This window comes from Rhizobium sp. BK196, assembly GCF_014193255.1.
Taxonomy (GTDB): Bacteria; Pseudomonadota; Alphaproteobacteria; order Rhizobiales; family Rhizobiaceae; genus Rhizobium.
On sequence record NZ_JACHZB010000009.1, the window covers coordinates 80,643 to 104,002 of the forward strand.

Genomic DNA, 23,360 nt, shown 5'->3' on the forward strand with positions numbered 1-23,360 from the left:
TCATGGGTTGTTATCGGTGAGCACGCCGCGGGGCAAAAACAAGCGCGGAATCGGCGTCGAGCACCCACCGCCGCTGAACGTCGATCGGTCGTTTGCCACATCCTCCGTAGGCAAGGTCTTCGCTCGACCATTCAACCTTCCACTGGCAGCCCTCGGGAGGTGCGAAGAGCGGGTCTGGCAGACTGGAGACCGGAAGGCTCCCGCCGAAATTGACAATCAGCAGACGTTCATCTGCCGCCTTTCCTGCGAAATAGCGCAGTAGGAAGGCCGATCGGCTAAGCACGCTTCCATCGATAGATACACTGCGTTCGCCTCTCCCTGGTCCGAACACACCGCTTTCGCGTCGCAGCCGCAGCAGATCACGGTGCAAAGCAACAATATGGCTGTTGCCGTCGAATGCGCTCCAGTCCAGCTTTGAGCGTTCGAATGTAGAACGGTCGCTTGGCTTCGGCATGACCAAGCTAAAAGCTTCATCTTCGAGGTTCGGAAACTGCCTGAGGAAGTCCAGGCGCCCTTTTCGCACGATCGCTTCGAGCTCGCCAGTTTGATCCGCGAAATAAAAGAAGGGACTCGAGGCACCAAATTCCTGACCCTGGAACAGCATCGGCGTCTGCGGTCCGAGCAGGAGGAGCGCAGTCATCGCCCGCATGCGCGAAGGCGACGAGAGGTTTGCGATCCGCTCACCTGTGCCCGAATTGGCAATCTGATCATGGTTCTGCAGGAAATGAACGAAACTCGCCGCCGTCAAATTAAGGCCCGGCCGCCCGCGGCTCGCGTTTTGCCAGTCATACCTTTGCCCCTGGAAAAGATAGCCATATTTTGCTGCCGAAACGAACTCCTGTGCCATTCCATGGTGGTCGTGGTAATAGGCGTCATTCCTTCCTGTTAGGGCAACGACGGCGGAATGGTGGAAATCATCGTTCCATACGGAATCGAGTCCAAGGCCGCCCCGACACGGCGGTCTAACCAGGCGCGTGTCCTGGGGTTCATTCTCGCCGACGAGGTAAATGGATTTGCCATTGGCTGCCGCGCGAGCCTCCTGTGCTATGACCGCCAAGATGTGCTCGTCGCTGCTGTCGAAGAGCGCCTGCGTTGCATCGATCCTCAAGCCGTCGAAGTGAAACTCGTCGATCCAGTAGGCCGCGTTCCCGGCAATGAAGGTGCGCACACCGTGGCAGTTCTTGCCATCGTAGTTGATCGATCTGCCCCACTCATTGGTGTAGCGATCGGTAAAATAGTCGGGCGTGAAGTCGGCATATCGCTCGCCTGCACCGAAATGATTGTAGACGACGTCAAGTATCACGCCCAATCCAACAGCGTGGGCCTCGTCTACGAATGATCTCAGATCATCGGGCGTACCATAGAGGTGGCTTGGCGCGTAAGGCAGCACGCCGTCGTAGCCCCAACCGAAGGTTCCGCTAAACTCGTTGACAGGCATCATCTCCAAGCAGGTGATGCCGATGTCCTTCAGCAGCGGAAGTTTCTTGGCCGCAGCGGCATAGGTTCCCTCCTTCGTGAAGGTGCCGATATGGACCTCGTAGAGAACCTGCCTGTCCGCCTCGACGCCTCGCCAGTCACGATCGCTCCAATTATAGCGCGAATGATCGACCACCATCGAGAAGCCGGAAGGCCCCTCCGGCTGGAAACGCGATGCCGGGTCAGCATGTAAGTCTCTCCCGTCGCCCAGACGAAAGCGATAGAGCAGTCCAGGCCGTCCATCTATAAGATCGAACCGGAAATAACCATCCTCCTCGGCTTGCATCGGGTATTCGGCGCTATCATCAAGCACGAGATAAACCTGATCGTGCGACGGTGCCCAAGTGCGGAACGAAACTGAGCCGGACATGATCTCGGCTCCGACCTGGTAGCGCCGTATGCCAGATTTTATTTGGGAACCGGTCGGGGCTTTGCCTGTCATCGTCACTGAACCTCGGCACACGGGACGGCAAAGCGTGCGTGGCTTGTGTCAGAACCTCCGCCTCGAATTTTTGTTCCAAATCCTAGGGCCGCATCTGCTGAAACCGCGATCGTTTCATCGAAGCGTTTAGGATACGGCTCCTCCTACCTCCACTCCCAGAGCCTCTTGGAATGGTGCGGTCGCGTCGTGACGACGGCAGCCGGTTCTGCCGCGATTTCAACGTAGCGGCGGGCATCTTCGGGATCATTTACGCCAACGAAGATCATCTTCATCGAACTCTTGAGGGGCGCGCCCCTCGCGCGATGTTCGAAGCTGATCACAGCATGTGGATACTCCTCATTGAGGCTGATCATTGGCTCGCCGGTCAAAGCGATATGGCCCTGCATCGCCAGGAACGACGAGATCCGCTGTTGGGCGAGTTCTGGCGATACCTGAACGTTGCGCTGCGGCGTCCTGGAGTAGGCAATCCTATCGGTTTGCCCTTTCTGCCTCTTTGTTTCGTAGATGAGGTGGGCCGCGCCCATCGCAAGCTCCACGTGGAGGTCGAAGGTTTGATAGCGGTCAGGCCGTTCGAACAGATCGTCCAGCTTTGCCTTCAGGTCTTGAACATAATCGGCATAAAGAGAGGCAATCATAACAGGTCCATGATGAGGGACGAGCCCACGCTTTCGTCGCTGTAACGGCAGCCTCTCATCTCAGGTCCGAGTAGACTGCCTTTTTGTCATCGATTTGTGCTGGTCTGCCATAACGGGGCAGGGCAACGCAATCTGCGAGATTGCGACAACGAAGCTCAGACCGGCTCGGGAGGCAATAATATCACGGGCGATTATTTTGTTCTGCTTGACGTCCTCGCGACGGATAACCAAGAAGGCGACCGCCGGAATTTGCTCATGCGCTTCTTCTTCGAACACAGTCCATTCGACATAAAGGATCGCCTGAGGAAACGGGGCTATCGCCGGACAGACGGAAGTGACGGCCCGCCGAACTCCTCGTGGATCGACGTTACGGAAGAGATGCTGGAGGATGAGCTCAAATATCTTCTCGCCTGAATCTATTAATGGGACGATGCGGAGGCGCTCGTGAACAGCCTGACGGCATTGGAGCGGTTCCTGTCCTGAGGCCGCACCGTTGAATTTTCTGCTGGAGACGCATGTCGATGCTCAGGCGGAGAGGCCGGCGCCCGCGACAGCAATCGCTGTATGTGGCCTCTATTCCTTCGACAGCCCGTCAGATGGCCGATTGACGAATGGAAAGCGGCGTCGCTCGTTAATGCGGTTTGATGTCCGAGGACGTAATCCACACCCGTCCGTCATAGGCCAATTCGCCGTCTGAGAATTTCCGATCGGCGATACCCTCATAAACATGAAGACACTGAAGAAGACCTTGCATAACGTCACCTTCACCGGCAGGCATCGCATCGTCGGTGATGCAGACGGCCTGATGAAGGTTTCCTTCCGTCATGATCAGGATGGCATGGTTGCCGTAGAGGCGAATTTTACCGGGCGCGGTTACGAACGACATGGTGTCCTCCTCGAAAGTTGCCTGAACGTTTTGCTCCTCTCCCCGGAGCCTAAGGACGGATGGTTAATGAAAGGTTGATACTTATCTACCCTGCAATCAGGAGAGGCTGCCACGATAAAAGGTGGTATCTCGAATTCGCCCACTCGCTTTTCAGCCCAGGCTCGCGGTCGCTTCAACGTGGTGGCAGTGGTTGCTCGGCATTTTGACGAGGACTGATCGGCCCGTTACCGATCCGCGCGCAAGCTTCTTTGCACAGTTCATTTTCGACAATCGTGGGATCGCCCGATCTGCATCGATCAGGGCTCGGCCATCAGGACACGTAGCCTTCATCTCTGGCGAGACTATAGAAATCCGCAAAAGCGAGATCGATGTCACCCCTAAAAGCGAACTTCATCGGTGTGGTGAGGCCGAGTTCGCCGTCACAGTGGCAGACACCGCAAGCGTGATTGTTCTGTCTGTCGATTGCGATCGTGAATCCTCCGACTGGTATGCAAGACGACATATCGACGGTTCCCGCTGCATAGAATTCAAAATTTTCATGTCCTTCTGTTGTCACCAGCAGTGCGGGACCGCGGCGCCTCAAAGCCTCGACCAGCACCGCGCGAATGTCGGGATGGATCTGATCGATGTTCAAAGCTTCTGGTGGCGTCCAATACGTACCAGTCAGATCATCATAAAGCTCATCTTCGCATGATTTATCGTTCGGCAAGTTGCTCATCGCCGTTATCCTCCTTTCGATTGGTGATGCTCCTAGAAGAGGGTCAAGGGCCGGGCAGCATTCTCTGGTGTAAAACAAGGAGGTCGCCGCCCGGCCCATTCGATCCCGTAGGATGTTCTTATTATGTTCTCATTATTGATTGAGTCAAGGATGAAGATTCGGAACTGCTAAAATGTCTCGCCATCTCGTTTACGATACTTTGTAGGCCCGCGGCAGAGACCCGAAGGAGAAGGTCCACTCACGCCAATAGACCTCGATCCAGGTTTCGCTTCAAAAGCTGGAGCGACTGGATCGAAGTCGTGTTGATGATGGCGCTGCCTGGCCGCATACGAGTGATAGCTGCCTTCGACACGAAGAACGGCGCATAGCTCAATCCTTCTTTAGCTGTCGTTGCAGTCATTGCACGTCCACCGGGAGTTCCGCATCAGGCAGCAGAAGTCGCGGCGATGGAAATGAGGTTCCTTGTCCGCCATCACGTCGGCGAGGCCGGTGCCTTGTGTGACCTCCGGTCGATGCTTCAGGCCTTCGTAAAGTGCCTGGAGAAGGTCTTCCGCGAACTGGCGAGTGTGTGGAAATGCTGCTTCCACGGCCGCCCGCTGCATCTCGGTGAACCGCTCGCAGCCGGCGCCCACCAGGTCCATCATCACGCCTTCGGCAGTGAGCGCAGCGATGGCATTCAGATGCTCGGGAATGCCGGGCGTCGTGTGCAGGGCGATCGCGAGCCAGACGTTCTGCATGTCGTCTTCTAAGATGTCGTGGCTGCGCAGAAAATCGCGCGCAGCATTCGCTCCGTCGACCTCGAAGCGAAGGTGGCTCTCCTTGAAGCCGGCCGTCAAGCCGACGTCGTGGAACATCGCCGCCGTGTAGAGGAGCTCAGGATCGAAGCGCACGCCTCTCCGCTGCCCCGCCAACGCGCCCCAGAAATAGACGCGTGTCGAATGTTCGAACAGAAGCGCGCTCTCCGCCTCCCGGATGAACTCGGTCGCTTCGCGGGCGAGCCTGCTGTCTGGAATCCTTATTCCGGAAATTTCGACGACGGCCATGCTTCGTCCTCCATCAAGCCTCAAGCACGGCTTGGGGCGTGTTGCGGAAGCTGATCGCCATGCGATTATAGCTGTTCATCAGGCTGATCGCGATCGTCAGATCGACGAGTTGCTTCTCGTCGAAGACCTCCCGCGCTGCCTTGTAGGCGTCGTCAGGTACGCCGGTCTCCGCGACCAGTGTCACGCTCTCGGCCCAGGCGAGCGCGGCCCGTTCGGCCTCGCTGAAGAGGTTTCCGCCTTCCTCCCACGCCTGGACCAGTGCCACCTTCTCGATCTTCACGCCGCGCTTGAGAAGTTCGCGTGTGTGCATGTCGAGACAGTAGGCGCAGTTGTTGATCTGCGATACGCGCAGATAGACAAGGTCTACCAGCTCTCCGGGCAGGCCGCTCTGCAGGACATAGCCATAGACGCCGCCGAGGGCCTTGGCGCCGTTTGGAGCCACCTGATTGTAATCCAATCTCCTTTTCATCGTTCGAGTTCCTTCTGTTACTTGACGGGTGTGGTGAGCTTCGTGTCGTCGGTATCGACGACGAATACCGCGAGCAGTTTCGCTGGAGCCGTATTGCTGGCGTTGCGGCTGATCGAATGAACCGCCCCGGGTGCCTCGAACCAGCTTTCCCCGGCCTTGTAGCGGCGCGTTTCACCGTTGTTCACCTTTGATTCCACCTCGCCGGAAAGAACGTAGGCGTAGATGAAGGCGGATGGGGCATGGGTGTGCGGGAGCGAGGAAGCGCCGGGGGCATACTCGACCTCCACCGCTCGTATCGACTTGCCGGGAATGTTCGCGATCGCCTGGGCGAACTTGGGCGTGACCGTCTCCCGTTCAGCGTCGTGAGCGGGCGCCGGGCCTGCAATCGCGGTGGCGATCGCCCCTATGGCGGCGGCGATGATCCTTGGTTTCATAGTCTTGTCTCCTTCAGTGACACCCAGAAAATGACGCTTTTCTGAGCCAGAAAAAAGAACCAAGAACGCGAAGAAATGATGTACCATGGCCGAATGGATAAATCGCTGGGACTGACCGTAGACCGGTCGAACAAGCTATCGCTGTCGGAGCAGATCCGCGGAGGTATCGCGAAGGCTATCGAGGAAGGCGTGCTGCAGCCGGGAGCGCGGCTCCCATCCTGGCAGGATCTTGCGGTCCAACTCGGCGTCTCGCGCGGGACTGTGCGCACTGCCTACGAGAAACTCGCGGCCGCCCAGTTGATCGAAGCGTCGAGGGCCGCGGGAACGCATGTCGCCGAGCGCCCCCGCGCTGTTCCCCGCAAGGAACCTCTGCCCGACAAGGGCTCCTTCCTTGAGACCTATCTCGAGATGACTCAGGGACCCGCGCTGTTCCAAATGGGCGTGCCGGCAGCCCATACTTTCCCGTCCACATTGCTCGCACGGCTGCGCGCCGGCGCGGTTCGTGCTGAAGTCAGTGCTGTGCCACTCTACCCGGACCCACGCGGCGAGCTCGAGCTGAGGCGGGAGATCGCGGCATACCTGGCCGTGGGCCGCGGCATAAACTGCTCGGCATCGCAAGTCATCATAACCAACGGGTTCGCGGCCGGGCTTGGTCTGACCCTCAACGTTCTTGGGCTGCAAGGGCACGATGCATGGTTCGAGGAGCCCGGCTTTCCCTGGACGAGGCGAGGACTCGAGCTGGCTCATGTGGCTCCAGTCCCAATACCTGTCGACAGGGATGGCGTGGACGTCGATTATGGTATCCGTCATCATCCCGCGGCGAAGCTCGTAATTTTGACGCCGGGACAGCAGGCGCCGCTCGGGGCGACTTTGTCTCTTCAGAGGCGTCTTCAGCTTCTCGAATGGGCAGTCAAGAACGGGGTGTGGATTGTCGAGGACGACTATCTGAGCGAGCTGCAACTTAGCGGACGAGCCGCTCCGGCGCTTGCATCTATCGATCGCGGTGGCTGTGTCATCCATATCGGCTCGTTCAGCAAGACGATAAGCCCGACACTCAGGCTCGGCTTCATTATCGTACCAGTGGAGCTCGCATCGCGTTTCGCCGAAACGGCGGCCTGTCTGGCTCCGCCTCCTGGGCCGGCGGTCCAGTTCGCGATTTCCGAGTTTATCCGCGAGGGGCACTACATGCGGCACCTAAGGAGGACAAAGCGTGCCTACGCCGCAGCACGACAGCCGGTCCTAGACTATTTTCGTGATGTCCTAGGTCCGGATCGCGTGTCGGCTCCAGGCCTCTCAGTCTTGCTCAGGTTGCCCAGGGGAGCGCCTGACGTAGCGATTGCCCGGGAGGCGTTGACCTTTGGCGTGTTCCCCGCGCCTCTTTCTCCGTGGTATGCATCGGCTGGAACGGCAGAGGCTGGACTGCTGCTCGGCGTCGCGACCGCGCCGGTTAAAAACGTGGTGCGAAGTTGCGAGCGCCTTTTGGAAACGATCAGACGATCACCGTAATGCAGGCAAAATAAACGGAACAGGAAGAGTACGCGCAGAACCTGGTCGAATGATCACGAACAGAAACTGCGGCCGATCCCATGGACGTCGTCGCGGGGCAAACTAAGGCTTCTTCGCCAAACCGCCTTCGAAAATCGTCAGCACCTGCTGTTCCCCCGCAACGCGTCAGAACATTCGCATTTTATTAAATATGTTGGAAAATACTCTGCTTCGAGGGGCGATCTAAATCTGGACAAACGAGTTCATCTCGTAACCAGGAGCGGAGACTGCCATGTATCAGCGTACGGTTCTCATCGTCGAAGACGAGTTCCTCATCAGGATGGTGCTTGCCGACACCCTTGCAAACGAAGGCTTCGACGTCATCGAGGCGGCTAACGTGCTCGAAGCCGTGGGAGTGCTTGGACAGCGCAAGATCGACGCCGTCGTCACCGACGTCGACATGCCCGGAGGCTTGAGCGGCCTTGACCTGGCGAAGATGATCTCGACCACCCATAGAGACGTGCCGGTCATCATCGCGTCGGGTGGACATCGTCTCCGGGCGGACGAGCTGCCCGGCCACTCCGTCTTCGTCCCAAAGCCATACGGATTGGAAGCCATTGCCGCCATGGTTGACGAGATGACCGTGCGCCGCACCCGCCGGATGGCCGACTAGACGAAATCGCCGATGCGGGCGGCCGCAATCGACCATGATGACGATTGCTGCGGCATCTAAGGGAAGTGCCCTGGGCCGTAGTTCGGAACTTCTTGAATCGGCGTTCGTTTCCATCGATCGAAATCACCAGGAGGAATGCAAATGGCAAGCGCGTCCCGAGGTAGAGCACAGGATCGAGCTAAGGTCGCCGCCGGGCAGGATCACGAAGTGCGCTACGAGGCGAAAAAGGAAGGCGTGTCAAAGGACACGGTCAAAAAAGCGGTGAAGACCGCCGGGAATTCCCGGAAGAGGGTCGAAGCGGAAATCGGTCGAGAATAGGCCAACCCGCGACATATAACGTTATCGGCTTCAACGGTCGGATCGAAAGCCTCCTGCGATGGCTCGTGGGCGGTCGGCGGGCACCCAGGCACGTAGATGTCGACAGGCACGACGCGGTCGCAGTCGGCGTCAGGAACTCTCCCGTCTTCCCGGGTTTGATGCCGACGAACTGCCGGATCCGACGGCAGAGGCTGCCTTCCTCTCTGCAAAGCCCGATTGGACGAAGCTTCAATCGGATAATTCCAGGCAATGGCTCGATTTCTATCGGGAGCTTGTTGCTCTGCGGCGCCAGCGGATCGCGCCCATATTGATGGACATAGTCCGCGGCAGTGGGCGCTATCGTTTGTCAGCCGGTGGCGGCCTGACCGTTGAATGGGCTCTCGGCTGGACGCAGGCTGCGGCTCATGGCAAATCTCAGTGGCAGGACTGTCGAATTTGATGAAGAGGTCATCGACGAAAGCCCGATTCTCCTGGTCGGGGCCTTTGCGGCGGGGCGGATGGCGCCTTGATCGGTGCTGTGGTCGATGGTCTAATTCTACAGATTCAAGCCCATGCGGCGCATGATCCTAAGCGCTACAGGCACTTAAGTCGGGCTGATATCAACTGACCTGTAATTTGCGGCACCATTCCGGGCTGCATAGAAGATATTCCATGATCGTTCTAGACGTTCATGCTGCCATAAGTCGCGAGCGACGCGCGACATGCTTTGCCGCGATGGCCCAGTCGGCTGGCTTCATAAAAACTTTGTCGTTGCGGTAGAATGGCGGCAGCAGCCTGTCATCGTATCCGGTGACGAAGGCGAAAGGGATCTGCCGCATCTTCAAGACGGCCGCGACCGGATAGATCATTTGACCTGACAGATTGACGTCAAGCAATGCGCCATCGAGACCATGTTCATGCTCGGCGATGTCGAGTGCTGCAGCAACGGAGGAAACTGACAGAACTTCGGCGCCGAGCGAATTCAGCCGCTGCCTCGCATCCGCTGCAGTGTAGTAATCATCTTCCACGAGCAGCAATCGAAAGCCTTCAAGACCCGAGTGGCGCGAGAACTTCTCATGTGCCGCGGTGCGGCAAAGCGCTTCCAGACGCTCCGGGCACACAAGCCCTCGCCGATACATCCGCATGATGTAGCGGGCAAGTCCGGCCTTATTCGCCGCACCGGATGAAAACCAAGGTTCCATACTGACCCTGGTGAAGACATTCCGCATGACGCGCAGGTCATCGGGAGAATAAATGCCGTGGGTCAGATCTTGTGTCATCGGCCATTGTCTCATTTGGAGCACAACGCCATCTTCCCAGCTTGACAACCGTGAATCAAGGTCGATTCGGCAAGAGCGTAGGTTGGACTCTTACCGTACCAAGCGCGTTCTTCCTGAGGGAGCGGCCCTCGGTGTTGCCGCTGTGCGGATTACCCCACATGCTCAACCGATAACGTCCCTGCTTCAAGCGGCTTGATCAACGACTGTGCTGACACAGTCGCATCGAGCCAGTCTGCCCATGAATTTCGCTCGAGGATGACGATCTGGCGATCGTGGTAGGTCAAGATGTCTGGTCCGGGCTCCATCGTCAGCATTGTGAAGGCTTGACCCACATCCGGCGTGTCGCGCCAGATGCCCGCGATGCAGAAGATCGGCTCGTTCTTTTTGGTGAAAAGCCATTTATCCTTGCGCTTCTTTTTTGGGTCCTTCGGGTCCGTGAATTCGTAGAAGCCGTCGGCGACGATCAGGCATCGATTGGACGTGAACTCCCGTCCCTCGGAGCGGAAATTATAGACCGGTCGCTTGTTGGGCCCCGGCCAACTCCATCGCCGCTGTACGAGCTCTGCCTCATCGCTGTCGTCGATCGCGCGGACGATCGGGCCGACGTCCGTGATCTTGATATCCTCGCGGGCCTGGAGGTTCGGAATGCCTTCACCGAACCGGATCTTGATCTTAAGATCGGCGAAGTCTTTTGCGATCGATGCAGCATCCACCATCAATCGGTAATCATTGCACATTGGTCTTCCTTCAAGTTTCTCGATCGCTCACGGCCAAGCCGCTAAAGGTGGAATATAGGCTCGGATCGCGCGCGCTCCAGCAGAACGAGGGGATCCTGATCATCCATGGTCGGCGGCCGGACAGCACGGGCGAGCGCTCGATCTTGTCCGATGCGTTGGTTCCTGATATGTTCTCCATAATGAAAGCGATGACCTTTCGATCCGATGGCCCTGTCGATAAGCGCAGGATCATCGTCAGGCGCCATGACGGCGAGGTGGAGATGGTGGAACTGCCTTGGGGGCTTCGTGCCCGAGATGGCGGTGCGCGTTCCGTCTAGTCGTCCGATCGGAAGGCCGGCGATTTCCGACCCACCGCTGTCTGGTGCCGGCTTCCGAGTTCGGCCACAGGAATTTCAGTTTTTCGCTCGCCAACAGCGATTGGTTCTATTTCGCGGGGATCTGGCGGCCGGCGACCGAGGGTTGGCCGGAGGCCTATGCCATCCTCACCATCGAGGCGAATGCGGATATTGCACCCTACCACGATCGGCAGATGGCGGTGCTGACACGCGAGCAAAGCGTGGCCTGGCTCGATGGTCTTCTCCCGGAAGACGAGATCCTGCGACCGTTGCCTGCAGGGACGTTCCGTATCAAACTGACCTCGGGCGCTTCTGACTAGCCAGCGCTTTCGCTCTAAAGCGCCAGTCTCAATTGCGGCTCCATTGCAACGGTCTGCCTCCCCAGCGAGGAAAGGGTGACACCGAGCAGGCGGATGCCCTTGCGAGGCGGAAAGATCGGCGAAAGCAGCAGATCGACGATATCTTCGAGATCGTCGATCGCCGACAGCGGTGTGGAAGCCGTCTTGCTGCGGGTGATCTGATTGAAGTCGGCATATTTGACCTTGAGTGTCACCGTTTTGGCGCCGATCCCGTTTGCCTCGCAGTAAGCCCATACTTTTTCGATCAGCGGCTGCAGCCCCTCGCGGGCCGGCCCATAGGCATGGAGGTCCTGCAAGAAAGTATCTTCGGCGCCGACTGATTTGCGTTCCCGGTTCGGCTTGACCTCGCGCTCGTCGATGCCGCGGGCAATGCCGTAGAAATATGGTCCCGATTTGCCGAAATTCTCCACAAGGAATTCGAGTGTCTTCTCTTTGAGATCAGCACCGGTGTCGATCCCGAGCCGGTGCATCTTTTCAGCCGTCGCCGGGCCCACGCCATGAAACTTCTTGACGGGGAGGGCTTCGACGAAGACCGGCCCATTCTTCGGTGTGATGACAGCTTGGCCGTTCGGCTTGTTGAGGTCGCTTGCCATTTTGGCGAGGAACTTGTTGTAGGAAATACCGGCCGACGCGTTGAGCCCGGTCACCTGTTTTATCTTGGCCCGAATTTCCGAAGCTATCTCGGTGGCGACCTCCATGCCTTTGAGATTTTTGGTGACATCGAGATAGGCTTCGTCAAGCGAGAGCGGCTCGATAACAGGCGTATATTCCGCAAAAATCTCGCGGATCTGTTGGGACACGGCCCTGTAGACGTCGAAGCGTGGAGGCACGAAAATCAGTTCCGGACACTTTCGTTTGGCTGTCACCGAAGGCATGGCCGAGTGAACACCGAAGGCGCGCGCCTCGTAACTCGCTGCCGCCACTACGCCGCGCGCTGCCGATCCACCGACGGCGATCGGCTTGCCACGTAGTTCCGGATTATCGCGCTGCTCGACCGACGCATAAAATGCATCCATGTCGACATGGACGATTTTTCGGATGGGGGAGGAGCCTAGGTCTTTCATTCCAGCTTCAAGGAGCCCAATGGATCGGCCGTAAAAACCGCGTCGAAACAAAGAGAGAACATAACAGCGTTCAGGGTGATATCAACGTTTTTAATGAGCGCGTCCTATGAAGACGAACCTTGAGCATCAAGGTGCCGTCGCGCCCTCGAGAACATCATCAAGAAGCTGTCGGTGATGAGGAAACTGATGATGGTGGGGGAGCGTCCGGTATCGTACTGCATCTCTTTGCCGGCGAGCTCGTTATCTCCTCTCGAGGAGATGACACCATGACATACGATATTAAGCGGAAAAGAGTCGTCGGCACCGCCAAAGAAAAGATTGAACGGTTGGAGAAAACGAGCGAAGCGGCGCGCGAGGCCCTCGAATTGGAGCGTCGGTTGCGCGAGGTCAAAACCGCACGGCTGCGCCTTGCTCGCTTGCAAGCTGAGGAACAGGGTAAGCGGCGCTAGGTGCAATTCCCTCCGGTAGATCGCCTCAGGCCGAGGATGATCTCAACACCTAGACGTCATTGGCGCTGTTGCATGCAGCCGAATGGTCGCCGGCACAGCCGGCGCAAAGTGCCGTGGCACCAGCTCAGGAGGCGAGCGCATCGTTGCGCAGCGGGAGCTCAGTCCCAAAGAAAGTCAGGTCCCGTGGTCTGATAGGTCAGCCGCAAGGTTCCGTCGGGCTGAACCACATAGCGCTCGAAGACACGGTATCCGAACTGCCCGAGAAAGGTGTTTTTGACGATCGTTCCAGGCTTGTAGGGGGAATGGACGACTTTGCCGCCGTAAGTCAGGCTGCCTGGCAAAGGAGTGGGACCCGCTCGCGTTGTGGCGGCCTCTTGCGTGCTGCACCCGATGATAAAACTAGCGATAACGAGGATCATCCCGCTTGTTGTCGAATTCTTCATCGTGGAGGTCCTCAAGTTACACGAGACTGGGTTGGCGATCAGAAAAGTAGCGAGCCCTTCGTGCGCAAGGCCGCAGATCTCAACCGGTAGCTTTCAGGAACTTCGCCTGATGATGAAAGTTCCCCGACGATAGACGCACGCGGTCTAAAGGGACGTGACCTATCCCCATTCGGCGGAAACGATCGCCTTTCTCTTGAGTTCAGCCTGCACGAAAAACCCATCAAAGAGGCTGACGTGAGACCGTCACGACTTCGGCTCCGACCTTCGAAGAGGCGACATCAAACCCGAACGACTGCACTGACTGGAGGTCAAGAATGAAGGAAGCGTCCTCGTCGCTCCGGCGCCTGGCAAGGCAGAAGGGGATCGAATTGGTTCGTCCATCCCCGGAGGGCCGCCTAGTTCGTGTCTCCGATCGTAACCTCGCCAGAATGCTCGCTGCGCTTGGCGAAGATGTTGCGTGCAAATCATCAGATGGTGAGGATCGCTGTCATGTACCAGCCGACCTCATAGAGCGGCCGGCCTGGGGCCTCAGCCTGCAACTGTATGAATTAGTGTCCAATCGCAACTGGGGAATCGGCGACTTCAAGGACTTGTGGGCGATCTGTTCGATGGCCGGCGCTCTTGGCGCCGATTTCATTGGTTTAAACCCGTTGCATGCCGGTTTCCTCTACGAGGCAAACCGGTGCAGTCCATACGAACCTTCCAACCGCAAGTTATTAAACCCTCTCTACATCGCCGTCGACGAGGTGGAGGGTTTTGTCACCTCGTCTGACATCGAGACGGAGCTTTCCATGCTCCGAGAGCTTTCCCTGGTCGACTACGAGGCTGTCGCAGCAATCAAGCTGCGCGTTCTGGGCACGATCTGGAAGTCGGTCCAACAGGTTCAGAATCCAGCATTGGAGGAGTTCATCCGCAATGGGGAGCGGGATCTGCATCTTCACGCTCTATTCGAGGCGCTATCCTGTGCCCAGTCGATGGCGGGTGCAGGTGCCGGTTGGCTGAGCTGGCCACGAAAATTTCAGTTGCCGGAGAGCACGGTTGTACGCGAGTTCGCGCGAGCACATGAGTGAGATCAAATTCCATCAATGGCTGCAATGGATTGCGCATATCCAGCTTTCAGAGGCAAAATCGTGCTGTCGCAGGGTCAAGATGCGTGTCGGGCTCTATCTCGATCTTGCCGTCGGTGAAGCGCTCGACGGATCCGCCACCTGGAGCGACAGAACCTCATACGTTCGCGGTGCTGCCATCGGAAATCCGCCTGAACCCTTTGCGACCGAAGGCCAGGACTGGAGGCTGGCGGCGCTGCGGCCTGACAGGATCACCAGCGGTGATCCCTCCCCATTCGCCCGGTTGATGAGCGCCTTAATGCAATATGCCGGCGCAGTAAGGATCGATCATGCGGCCGCTTTCGCCAGATTGTTTCTTGTACCGACCGACGCTACGCCCGGGGACGGTGCCTATGTGCGTTATCCGATCGACGATATGCTGGAGGAGCTGGCTAATATGTCTGTCAGGTACCAATCTATCGTCATCGGCGAAGACCTTGGCGACCTCGCGGCTGGGCTGCGCGAGGATATGGCGGCGGTCGGTGTGCTATCTTATCGCATCCTGTCCTATGAACAGTCAGACCAAGGTTTCGTGCGACCCGAAGACTATCCCGAGCTCGCGCTCGCCTGTGTCTCCACGCACGACCATCAGACCTTTTCCGGATGGTGGAAAGGCGCTGATATCGATCTCCGTCGGAAACATGGGCTGGTTTCGAAGGACATGACGTTGCAGCATCGGAAGACACGAAAGAGCGAACGTAAAAATCTTATCGCAGCACTTACGGCCGCTGGAATGATCAGGTCGGACGAGCAGACAGGTTCGGAAAACTTGGAACAGCTTATCATAGCGGCTCACGAATACATTGCTTCAACCCCGTGCATGCTGGTTAGTGTTCGCCTTGCAGACCTGACGAATGAACAGGCGCCGACCAACATCCCCGGTACCGACAAAACCTATCCGAACTGGAGGCCCAAGCTTTCAGTTGATTTGGCGGCGCTCGAACGTCTTCCGATGGTGCGGGGGATCGCAGATGTCATGAGCCGTTATCGTGGTAATGTCGCCGCTCATGGCAAAGTCGACAACATCTGATCGCCGATGGCCTCCGATGTAGCAGCAGCTCTAGCAATCAATTGTGGGAACACAAGGCGCCCCACCGGTTCGGCATCTGCTTAAAGCCACGGCGGCGACAAAATTTTTCAGACGGCGACGCAGATCGGTGCGTTCGATGGAGGCTTCTTTTGCAATCCGGCTGTGACCAGATCTCCAACATGTGGCGAGCACTGGATCAACCAGGCAATGTAATTCTATTTGGTGGTGGTTAGTACATTTGGGCAAATTGCCTGCCGGCTCGCCGCTAACATATTGTTTAAAAGCAGCACTCAAAGGTTTAAGGGCTCGCCGATGTATCGAGTAACGCGAGCCCTTTTACCGCTCCCATGCCGGCGTCACAGCAATAGGTCGCAAAGATCTGTCATGCGACCTCTGGTCGAGAGGAACCCGTCCGAGAAAAATTGTTGTTTTCGATTGCCACGTTGTTGCTCGCGCTCCGTGGCCCTTCCCAGTACCCATTCCTGCTAGCCACGCTTAAAGGGCTTTTTGGAAGACCGAAGGGAAACCACGAGCCGCTGGAGGCGTTGTCGTCCTGTAGAACATCATCAGGAGAGAGCCATGGGAGACGACAGCACGACGACAATTGAGGCCAGCTTCGAAACACGGGAAGCCGCCGATATCGCGGTCGAACATCTGGTTCAGCAGCTTGGCGTTTCGCGGCCCGACATTTTCATCCAGCCGGCGGCCGATCGCAACACCGCCGGCTTGGCGCCCTCGGGTGGGGACGCCTCTCATGAAGAGGGCGCACGGCGCGATGCGCCGCTCGAAGGCGAGATCCAGGTTTCGGCAGATGTCAGCCTCAGCCAGGTCGGCGCCGTCAAGCGGTGTCTCGGCGAGGCTGGCGCGCTGTGGGTATCGAGCCGCTGAGCATGGCCGACACTCTCTCTAAATACCGTGCCAAGCGCGATTTTCAAAAGACCAGCGAGCCGAGTGGCGAGGTCCATGTCAAGCCGTCGACCCGCCTGCGGTTCGTGATTCAGAAGCATAATGCCACCCGCCTGCACTATGACCTGAGGCTTGAGCTCGACGGGGTCTTCAAGTCCTGGGCAGTGACAAAGGGGCCGTCGCTCGATCCGCATGACAAGCGGCTCGCCGTCGAGGTCGAGGATCACCCGCTCGACTACGGCGACTTTGAAGGTACCATTCCCAAAGGCCAGTATGGCGGCGGCACGGTCATGCTCTGGGATCGCGGCTACTGGGAGCCGGAAGGCCGCAAGTCGCCGCAGGAGGCGTTGAGAAAGGGCGACTTCAAGTTCACGATCGAGGGCAAGCGGCTGCATGGCAGTTTCGTCCTCGTCAGGATGCACGGCGATCGGGATGGCGGCAAGCGGACGAACTGGCTGCTCATCAAGCATCACGACGACTATTGTGTCGAGGAGAACGGCGCCGCAGTCCTCGAGGCGAATGCGACTTCGGTCGCCTCCGGCAGGACGATGGAACAGATCGCAGACGGCAAGGGCCGCAAGCCGCGTCCGTTCATGATGGCGAATGCGGACATCGAGGCGGATGCCGTCTGGGATAGCAAGCATGGGCTGGCGGCTGATGAGCGCAAGAAGCGATCGCGAAAGGATGTCGCGACCTCCACCGCTGCGGATCTTCCGGATTTCATCGATCCGCAACTGTGCGAACCGCTTGATCGGCCGCCCGCCGGCGACGATTGGCTGCACGAAATCAAGTTCGACGGTTACCGCATCCAGATGCGGGTCGCCGATGGAGCTGCGACGCTCAAGACGCGCAAGGGCCTCAATTGGACGGGAAAATATCCCGAAATCGCCGATGCGGCTGCCGATCTTCCCGACTGCATCATCGATGGCGAGATCTGCGCGCTCGACGAAAACGGTGCACCGGATTTCGCAGCACTTCAGGCTGCTCTATCTGAAGGCAAGACCGCCGATCTTGTCTATTTCGGCTTCGACCTGCTGTTCGACGGCGGCGAGGACCTGCGGTCGATGCGGCTCATCGAAAGAAAGGAGCGGCTGCAAAACCTGCTTGCCAGTGCGGACGGCGATCCTCGCATCCGCTATGTCGAACATTTCGAATCCGGCGGCGATGCCGTACTCCGTTCAGCATGCAAGCTACATCTTGAGGGTGTCGTCTCCAAGCAGATGGATGCGCCCTATCAATCCGGCCGCACTGACACTTGGGCAAAATCCAAATGCAGAGCCGGCCATGAGGTGGTGATCGGCGGATATGCCAAGACCAATGGCAAGTTCCGGTCTCTGCTTGTCGGTGTTCATCGCGGCGACCATTTCGTCTATCTCGGCCGCGTCGGGACCGGCTATGGCGCCAAGAAGGTCGAGGTGCTGCTTCCGAAGCTGAAGGCGCTGGAGACGGCGAGATCGGCGTTCACCGGTATCGGAGCGCCGAAGAAGCAGGCCGAAGTTGTCTGGGTGAAACCCGAGCTTGTCGCTGAAATCGAATTCGAAGGGTGGACTGCGGACGGTCTCGTGCGCCAGGCCTCCTTCAAGGGATTACGTGAGGACAAGCCGGCGAAAGAGGTGGAGGCCGAGAAGCCTGCATCGCCTGCCAAGATCGATACAGCAGAGCCTGCCGCGACCGCGACACGCAAGCCTGTCCGCCGCAAAGGCGCAAAAGCCGAGGTCATGGGCGTTCTCATCTCTAATCCCGACAAGCCGCTCTGGCCGGACGCCGGCGATGGCGAGCCCGTCACCAAGGAGGACCTTGCCCGGTATCATGAAGCAGTTGGCGCCTGGCTGATCGAGCATATCAAGGGCCGCCCCTGTTCGATCATTCGGGCGCCGGACGGTATCGGCGGAGAGCAGTTCTTTCAACGCCACGCTATGCTTGGCACCTCCAACCTTCTCGAATTGGTGAAGGTCTTCGGCGACAAGAAGCCTTACCTGCAGATCGATCGGATTGAGGGACTTGCAGCCATCGCCCAGATCGGTGGGATTGAACTGCATCCTTGGAATTGCGAGCCCGGCAAGCCGGAAGTGCCGGGCAGGCTGGTGTTCGACCTCGATCCCGGACCTGATGTTCCGTTTTCGACCGTGGTGGCGGCCGCCCGGCAAATGCGCGATCGGCTCGACGAGTTGGGTCTCGTCAGCTTCTGCAAGACCACGGGCGGCAAGGGGCTGCATGTTGTGACCCCGCTTGCCGTCAGCAAGCGCAAACCCCTGTCATGGGCCGAAGCCAAGGGCTTTGCACATGATGTCTGTCAGGAGATGGCGCGTGATAATCCCGATCTCTATTTGATCAAGATGACCAAGAGCCTTCGAGGTGGTAGGATCTTCCTCGATTATCTCCGCAACGATCGTATGGCGACCGCCGTCGCGCCGCTCTCGCCGCGCGCACGTCCAGGCGCAACCGTTTCGATGCCGCTCACCTGGACGCAGGTGAAGGCAGATCTCGACCCGAAGCGGTTTACCTTGCGCACCGTGCCGGCACTGCTTGCGAAAACGTCCGCTTGGCGGGACTATCGTGACGGCGAGCGGCCGCTGGAGCAGGCGATCAAGCGGCTCGGGAAATCAGGACGGGCAGCATGATCTTTCGAGGGCAGCTGCTGGCGATGTCATATGGACGACGCAACAAAAAAGACATCCGAACCACCGCCGCCCGAGGGGGCAACGACCGACCTGCCGCATGATCGGATAACGGTGGCACGGTTTCGGGAAGCATTTCCCCGAGCCCGGTGGAGTGACCGCCTCAACGCATGGTTCGTGCCCGGCCGCACCGCCGAAAAACGCATCGGCCGCTGGCTGGCTGAGCAGGAAGCCGAGGCAGACAGGTTTGCAGACGAGAAGGGCAGGGACGCTTTTGCCTTCGAGCCGATCGAAAGCCGGTATCTCGACGCAGCGCCTGCAAATTTGCAGATCCGCACGCCCTATTCACGGACCGTTGTCGAAGAGATCCGCGAAATTCCGCATGCGCGCTGGGATGCAGCTCGCCGCCTCTGGACGGTACCCTACCGCTCGTTCGAGCAACTGCGCCAGCGGTGGCCGGCAATCGAGGCGGCGGCCGAACATAGCGAGCCGGAGGCGCGCCGCGCGAGGCGTGAGGAGATCAGAGGGACCGAGAAGGAGGAGGCATCCAAGGCAAGGCTGAAGGAGCGCCGGCGAAAGCGGTACCCAGTCCCCGCCGACGATGCTCCGCCGCTCGATCGCGCAATCTGCACGCATGTCGGCATCGTCTTTTTCATCGGGACCGACGGTGAAATCGCGGACCCGGCGACAGTCAGCGCATTCTACTTTACGCCCGCAGAAGACGCGGAATATGTCTGGGCATCGTGGCGGCGCGGCACGCTGGAAGAATTGGTGACGACCTGGCCGGCGCCGATACCGCCGCAGCCGGCAGAGCGCGCGCGAGGCTGGTGGAAGCCGACGCTCGACGAGTTGCGGCCTGCGCGACGGGAGGCAAAATCCAGGCGGCGAGCAAAAGAACGCAGCGAACAAGCGGCGGGCAAGTCCTTGCGACCAGACGCTGGCGGCTGACGCGCTGTGACGGTATTCAGGCGAATGTGCCGCCTGGAGCGGGCGTCGATGGAGATTGCGCCGAAGTCCAGGCATCAGCCTGCGTTTGCGTTGGTACGCGCCCGTCCGGGGTCAACTCGTTTACGGCCTTCGGGAGATCGCGAGACAGACGGCTCAAGATTTCTTCCTTGGACAGGCCGGTTTTGGCAGCAAGCTCGTTTAGCGTTTCGTCCCCAAGCGCCTGGCTCAGTTCCTGATCGTTTATGGGCTTGTTCTCGCCGGTGCCGACCCAGGATTCAGCCCTGTCACCCAGGCCTTTGCGTTGGAACTGTTCCAGAAGGCTTCCAAGACCCCCGCTCAGAATGCCGCCGGGTGAACTGCCGCCGAAAATATCGCCGAGACCTCCCCCTTGGGCAAGGTTGCCGAGAATGTCGCCAATGCCGCCTGCGCTTGATGCGCTGTCGGCTCCGGACTGGCCGCTTTGCGCGCGCTGGCCAATTCCCTTCAAAACTTCCGCGATTTTGTCGCGGTTCTGGTAGCCGGCGACTGCGAGCACAGCCAGCAGTGCAGTCAATGGTCCACGGGACATGGTCGATCCTCCGTTCACGTCGATTTTCACAAAACTGGCTGACGACTACATTGTTCCGGCCGGTTTTTCGTCGATATCAAAGACGGCGGCGTTGTCTTGGACCTCGCGCAGACCCTTAAAAGATGCGTGTCGCAAGTTGCCGTCATCGGTCCAGCCGCGAAACTCGATCTCGGCGATCAACGTCGGCTCCGCAAAGACGAAGTTCTTGCCCTTGAGCGCGATTGCCGGCCGACTGGTCTTGAGTTTGTCGAGCAGCGTGCGCAGTTGCACGGCATCCTTGGCATCGAACCCTGTTCCCACCGAGCCGACATAGACCCAGTCGCGGCCGCTGCGGGCGGCAAGAAGCAGGCTGCCGATGCCGCCGCGCGCTACTTTTGACTGTTCGTAGCCGACGATCATGAAGCTTTCGGCCTGAACACATTTGATCTTCAGCCAATCGCCGGTGCGGCCGGAGCGATAGGGCCGGTCCCGGTGCTTGGCGATGATACCCTCGAGCCCCATCGAGCAGGCGTTCGCCAGAAGCTCGGTGCCGTCCCCGTGCACTTCCTCCGACAGCTGGATCGCGCCGGTGGCACCATCGAGAAAGTCCTCGAGCAGGTGCCGTCGGACGGCGAGCTCCGTTTTCGTCAGATCATGGCCGTCGAAATAGAGAAGATCAAAGGCGAATAATACTGATTCCGTCGAGGCGCGTTTGCCTCCCCGACCTCCGAGCGAACGCTGCAATGCGCCAAAGCTCGAACGGCCCTCCTTGTCGAGAACGACCGCCTCTCCGTCGAGGATCGCCGTTGCGACGCCGAGCTTTCTTGCTTCCTCGGCGATCACAGGGAATCGATGCGTCCAGTCGTGCCCGCCACGGGTAATGATCCGCACACCGCTCGGCTCGATGTGGACGGCGAGGCGGTAACCGTCCCACTTCACCTCGAACGCCCAGTCCGGACCTTGCGGGGGGATGGTCTTCAAAAGCGCCAGGCACGGCTCGATGCGCTCCGGCATCGGATCGAAAGGAAGACTGGGTTGCAGGGAGTCGCGGGAGCGGGCCGGTTTCGACTTGAGAACCTGGTCGTCTTGAAGAAGCGGTTTAGCGCGCCGGCTCATCTGCCAGCCCGCTTCTCGGCCGCAACCGACTTTTTCAGGGCATCCATGATGTTGATGACGTTGGAGGCGGGGGCGGATTCATGCTTGTTGTTCTTGCCGGCTTTCCTCGGCTTCAGCGTCTTCTTCTTGTCCTCGATGAGCACCAGCAGCGCCTCCTGGATCGGATCGGTGACCATGGCCGGCGACCAATGTTTCGTGCGCTGCTTGATCAGCTTCTCGACCAGCGGAAGGGCATCTTTCTCGCAATCGGGATCGATCCCTTCGAAGTAGGATTCTTCCGGCCGAACCTCGTCGCCGAAGCGAAGGGTCCAAAGCACGATGCCTTCATCGCGGGGTTCGAGGATGACGGCGCGTTCACGCCGGCCGACGACGAGTTTCGATACGCCAACGACCTTCGAGGCTTTCATGGCGTCGCGGATCACGGAGAAGGCCTCCTGACCGACCGGATCGTCGGGCGTCAGGTAGTGAGGCTTCTCCAGATAGGTCCAGCCAATGGAATCGGCTGGCACGAACTTTTCAATGTCGATCGTCCGGACGGTGTCGAGCGCCACCGAGTCCAGATCTTCGTCCGTCAGGATCACATAGTCGTTCTCGCCGCGCGCGTAACCCTTGGCCTCGTTCTCGTCCTTCACGGGCCTTCCGGTGATCGAGTCGACATATTGCGAGACGACGCGGTTGCCGGTGGCGCGATTGAGTGTGTGAAAGCGCACCTTCTCCGATTCGGACGTCGCCGGAGACATTGTGACCGGACAGGTGACCAGCGACAGCTTGAGGTAACCTTTCCAATAGGGACGTGGTGCCATTGCTCGTGCTCCTATCCGACCTTACGCTGCGAGGCGGCTGGTGTAGCGGTTTTAGCTGCCCGGCGCGCGGCACTTTGCCTGCCCGTGCCCTTGTTGGCGTTGGCGGCGGTGCGCTTGGGCTGTTCTGTGGTCTTGCCTGCAAGGCCGGCACTTTCTCGAAGTGCGGCCAAAAGGTCGTTCGGCTTCGAAACCTGCACCTTCTTCGGTTTGGGAAGGGACCTGCCTTCGAGTTTAGCGCGGACCAGTTCGGCGACAGCCCGCTCATAGCGGTCATCGAAAGTGGCCGGGTCGAACTCGCCAATCTTCGTCGAAATGATATGCTTGGCAAGATCGAGCATCTCTCCCTCGATCTTCAGCTTGGGTATCTCTTCAAACGCCGTCTTCGACGAGCGGACCTCATAATCGTATTGGAGAGTGTTTGCGATCATGCCGGCGCCATGCGGGCGGATGAGAACCGTGCGCATGCGTCGGAAGAGGACGGTCCTTGCGATCGCCGCGACCTTCGCTCTCTTCATTCCGTCCCGCAGCAGTGTAAACGCATCGGATCCCACCCGGTCGCTCGGCGTCAGGTAGTAAGGCTTGTCGAAATAGACGTCGTCGATCTCGGAGCAGGGGACGAAGGCTTCGATCTCCAGGGTCTTGTTGCTCTCGGGGATGGTCGCGGCGATCTCCTCCGGATCGATCATGATGTAGCGACCATCGTCGATCTCGAAACCCTTCGTCTGTTCCTCTTTCGGCACCGGCTCCTCAGTCTCGCTGTCGACGAAGATGCGGTTCACCCGGTTGCCCGTCGCCTTGTTGACCGTGTTGAAGGTGATACGCTCTGCTGTTGAGGCAGCTGTATAGAGCGCAACGCCGCAGCTCACCTCTCCAACCTTCAAGAACCCCTTCCATTGGGCACGATGTCCTGGCGCCATGACGCGATACTCCTGATCGACGATTGTCGACTCAAGTCTGGCGAAGGTGATTCGTTCCGATGCGAAACGAATTAATTTCAATGGCTTGCCACCTGATGTTGAGAAGGCGATTCCAGCACGTCTGCGTCGCAAATTCCACGGCCC

General features: G+C 58.8%; 23 protein-coding genes and 3 pseudogenes. 10 read left to right on the forward strand and 16 right to left on the reverse strand.

Going from position 1 to position 23,360, the window contains the following annotated elements; all coding sequences use genetic code 11:
- Window positions 1-10: 10 nt before the first annotated feature.
- Window positions 11-1,846, reverse strand: a complete 1,836-nt coding sequence (gene treZ / locus FHT78_RS24840) for a malto-oligosyltrehalose trehalohydrolase (protein ID WP_246715411.1) — start codon at window positions 1,844-1,846, stop codon at window positions 11-13.
- A 215-nt stretch (window positions 1,847-2,061) separates the two neighbouring features.
- Complete coding sequence (locus FHT78_RS24845; protein ID WP_183749229.1) at window positions 2,062-2,553, reverse strand: hypothetical protein; 492 nt, start codon at window positions 2,551-2,553, stop codon at window positions 2,062-2,064.
- Between the two features lie 255 nt (window positions 2,554-2,808).
- Between FHT78_RS24845 and FHT78_RS24850 the strand changes: the two genes are divergently transcribed.
- Complete coding sequence (locus FHT78_RS24850) at window positions 2,809-2,967, forward strand: hypothetical protein (RefSeq protein ID WP_183749230.1); 159 nt, start codon at window positions 2,809-2,811, stop codon at window positions 2,965-2,967.
- A 217-nt stretch (window positions 2,968-3,184) separates the two neighbouring features.
- On the opposite strand, the gene FHT78_RS24855 is transcribed toward FHT78_RS24850, so the two are convergent.
- The 6 genes and pseudogenes from FHT78_RS24855 to FHT78_RS24875 form a co-directional block, all read right to left on the reverse strand.
- Window positions 3,185-3,439, reverse strand: coding sequence for a hypothetical protein (locus FHT78_RS24855; RefSeq protein WP_183749231.1), 255 nt, complete (start codon window positions 3,437-3,439; stop codon window positions 3,185-3,187).
- 310 nt (window positions 3,440-3,749) lie between these two features.
- Complete coding sequence (locus FHT78_RS24860; RefSeq protein WP_183749232.1) at window positions 3,750-4,157, reverse strand: hypothetical protein; 408 nt, start codon at window positions 4,155-4,157, stop codon at window positions 3,750-3,752.
- 283 nt (window positions 4,158-4,440) lie between these two features.
- Window positions 4,441-4,524: pseudogene (locus tag FHT78_RS29450) on the reverse strand (NAD(P)-dependent oxidoreductase); the annotation flags it as partial.
- 13 nt (window positions 4,525-4,537) lie between these two features.
- Window positions 4,538-5,200, reverse strand: a complete 663-nt coding sequence (locus FHT78_RS24865; RefSeq protein WP_183749233.1) for an HD domain-containing protein — start codon at window positions 5,198-5,200, stop codon at window positions 4,538-4,540.
- A gap of 13 nt (window positions 5,201-5,213) precedes the next feature.
- Window positions 5,214-5,669, reverse strand: coding sequence for a carboxymuconolactone decarboxylase family protein (locus tag FHT78_RS24870; protein WP_183749234.1), 456 nt, complete (start codon window positions 5,667-5,669; stop codon window positions 5,214-5,216).
- Window positions 5,670-5,686: 17 nt separating this feature from the next.
- Window positions 5,687-6,103, reverse strand: a complete 417-nt coding sequence (locus FHT78_RS24875; RefSeq protein ID WP_183749235.1) for a cupin domain-containing protein — start codon at window positions 6,101-6,103, stop codon at window positions 5,687-5,689.
- Window positions 6,104-6,196: 93 nt separating this feature from the next.
- Between FHT78_RS24875 and FHT78_RS24880 the strand changes: the two genes are divergently transcribed.
- The 3 genes from FHT78_RS24880 to FHT78_RS24890 all read left to right on the forward strand — a co-directional run bounded on the left by FHT78_RS24880 (window position 6,197) and on the right by FHT78_RS24890 (window position 8,579).
- Window positions 6,197-7,609 carry a PLP-dependent aminotransferase family protein gene (locus FHT78_RS24880; protein ID WP_183749380.1) on the forward strand — a complete coding sequence of 471 codons (1,413 nt, stop codon included), beginning with the start codon at window positions 6,197-6,199 and terminating at the stop codon, window positions 7,607-7,609.
- A gap of 271 nt (window positions 7,610-7,880) precedes the next feature.
- Complete coding sequence (locus tag FHT78_RS24885; protein WP_183749236.1) at window positions 7,881-8,261, forward strand: response regulator; 381 nt, start codon at window positions 7,881-7,883, stop codon at window positions 8,259-8,261.
- Window positions 8,262-8,402: 141 nt separating this feature from the next.
- Window positions 8,403-8,579 (forward strand): DUF3606 domain-containing protein, encoded by a 177-nt coding sequence (locus FHT78_RS24890; protein WP_183749237.1) that lies wholly within the window; start codon window positions 8,403-8,405, stop codon window positions 8,577-8,579.
- Window positions 8,580-9,247: 668 nt separating this feature from the next.
- Here FHT78_RS24890 and FHT78_RS24895 read toward each other — a convergent pair.
- Window positions 9,248-9,838, reverse strand: a complete 591-nt coding sequence (locus tag FHT78_RS24895) for a hypothetical protein (RefSeq protein ID WP_183749238.1) — start codon at window positions 9,836-9,838, stop codon at window positions 9,248-9,250.
- Between the two features lie 149 nt (window positions 9,839-9,987).
- Window positions 9,988-10,575 carry an SOS response-associated peptidase gene (locus tag FHT78_RS24900; protein WP_183749239.1) on the reverse strand — a complete coding sequence of 196 codons (588 nt, stop codon included), beginning with the start codon at window positions 10,573-10,575 and terminating at the stop codon, window positions 9,988-9,990.
- A 179-nt stretch (window positions 10,576-10,754) separates the two neighbouring features.
- On the opposite strand from FHT78_RS24900, the pseudogene FHT78_RS24905 reads away from it, so the two are divergent.
- Window positions 10,755-11,230, forward strand: a pseudogene (locus FHT78_RS24905) (SOS response-associated peptidase).
- A gap of 14 nt (window positions 11,231-11,244) precedes the next feature.
- On the opposite strand, the gene dinB reads toward FHT78_RS24905, so the two are convergent.
- On the reverse strand, window positions 11,245-12,333 hold the full coding sequence (gene dinB, locus FHT78_RS24910; protein ID WP_183749240.1) for a DNA polymerase IV: 1,089 nt from the start codon (window positions 12,331-12,333) through the stop codon (window positions 11,245-11,247).
- A gap of 119 nt (window positions 12,334-12,452) precedes the next feature.
- Here dinB and FHT78_RS29455 point away from each other — a divergent pair, with 119 nt between their 5' ends.
- On the forward strand, window positions 12,453-12,782 hold the full coding sequence (locus FHT78_RS29455) for a hypothetical protein (protein ID WP_246715412.1): 330 nt from the start codon (window positions 12,453-12,455) through the stop codon (window positions 12,780-12,782).
- A 158-nt stretch (window positions 12,783-12,940) separates the two neighbouring features.
- On the opposite strand, the gene FHT78_RS24920 is transcribed toward FHT78_RS29455, so the two are convergent.
- The gene (locus tag FHT78_RS24920; RefSeq protein ID WP_210289932.1) at window positions 12,941-13,225 is read right to left on the reverse strand and encodes a hypothetical protein; all 285 of its coding nucleotides are present in this window, start codon (window positions 13,223-13,225) and stop codon (window positions 12,941-12,943) included.
- A gap of 428 nt (window positions 13,226-13,653) precedes the next feature.
- Here FHT78_RS24920 and malQ point away from each other — a divergent pair.
- The 4 genes and pseudogenes from malQ to FHT78_RS24940 all read left to right on the forward strand — a co-directional run bounded on the left by malQ (window position 13,654) and on the right by FHT78_RS24940 (window position 19,833).
- Window positions 13,654-15,361, forward strand: a pseudogene (malQ, locus tag FHT78_RS24925) (4-alpha-glucanotransferase).
- 579 nt (window positions 15,362-15,940) lie between these two features.
- Window positions 15,941-16,249, forward strand: coding sequence for a hypothetical protein (locus FHT78_RS24930; RefSeq protein WP_183749241.1), 309 nt, complete (start codon window positions 15,941-15,943; stop codon window positions 16,247-16,249).
- Window positions 16,250-16,251: 2 nt separating this feature from the next.
- Window positions 16,252-18,888, forward strand: a complete 2,637-nt coding sequence (ligD, locus tag FHT78_RS24935) for a DNA ligase D (protein WP_183749242.1) — start codon at window positions 16,252-16,254, stop codon at window positions 18,886-18,888.
- A 30-nt stretch (window positions 18,889-18,918) separates the two neighbouring features.
- Window positions 18,919-19,833 carry a hypothetical protein gene (locus FHT78_RS24940; RefSeq protein WP_183749243.1) on the forward strand — a complete coding sequence of 305 codons (915 nt, stop codon included), beginning with the start codon at window positions 18,919-18,921 and terminating at the stop codon, window positions 19,831-19,833.
- Between the two features lie 16 nt (window positions 19,834-19,849).
- Here the strand turns inward: FHT78_RS24940 and FHT78_RS24945 are convergent, their stop codons facing one another.
- The 4 genes from FHT78_RS24945 to FHT78_RS24960 are packed head-to-tail and all read right to left on the reverse strand — an operon-like array spanning window position 19,850 to window position 23,216.
- A complete protein-coding gene (locus FHT78_RS24945) occupies window positions 19,850-20,401 on the reverse strand; it encodes a YidB family protein (protein WP_183749244.1) in 552 nt (183 codons plus the stop codon).
- A 45-nt stretch (window positions 20,402-20,446) separates the two neighbouring features.
- The gene (ligD, locus tag FHT78_RS24950; protein WP_183749245.1) at window positions 20,447-21,496 is read right to left on the reverse strand and encodes a non-homologous end-joining DNA ligase; all 1,050 of its coding nucleotides are present in this window, start codon (window positions 21,494-21,496) and stop codon (window positions 20,447-20,449) included.
- Window positions 21,493-22,299 (reverse strand): Ku protein, encoded by an 807-nt coding sequence (locus FHT78_RS24955; protein WP_183749246.1) that lies wholly within the window; start codon window positions 22,297-22,299, stop codon window positions 21,493-21,495. The genes ligD (FHT78_RS24950) and FHT78_RS24955 overlap by 4 nt, the downstream gene beginning before the upstream one ends.
- A gap of 11 nt (window positions 22,300-22,310) precedes the next feature.
- On the reverse strand, window positions 22,311-23,216 hold the full coding sequence (locus FHT78_RS24960) for a Ku protein (RefSeq protein WP_183749247.1): 906 nt from the start codon (window positions 23,214-23,216) through the stop codon (window positions 22,311-22,313).
- Window positions 23,217-23,360: the final 144 nt, after the last annotated feature.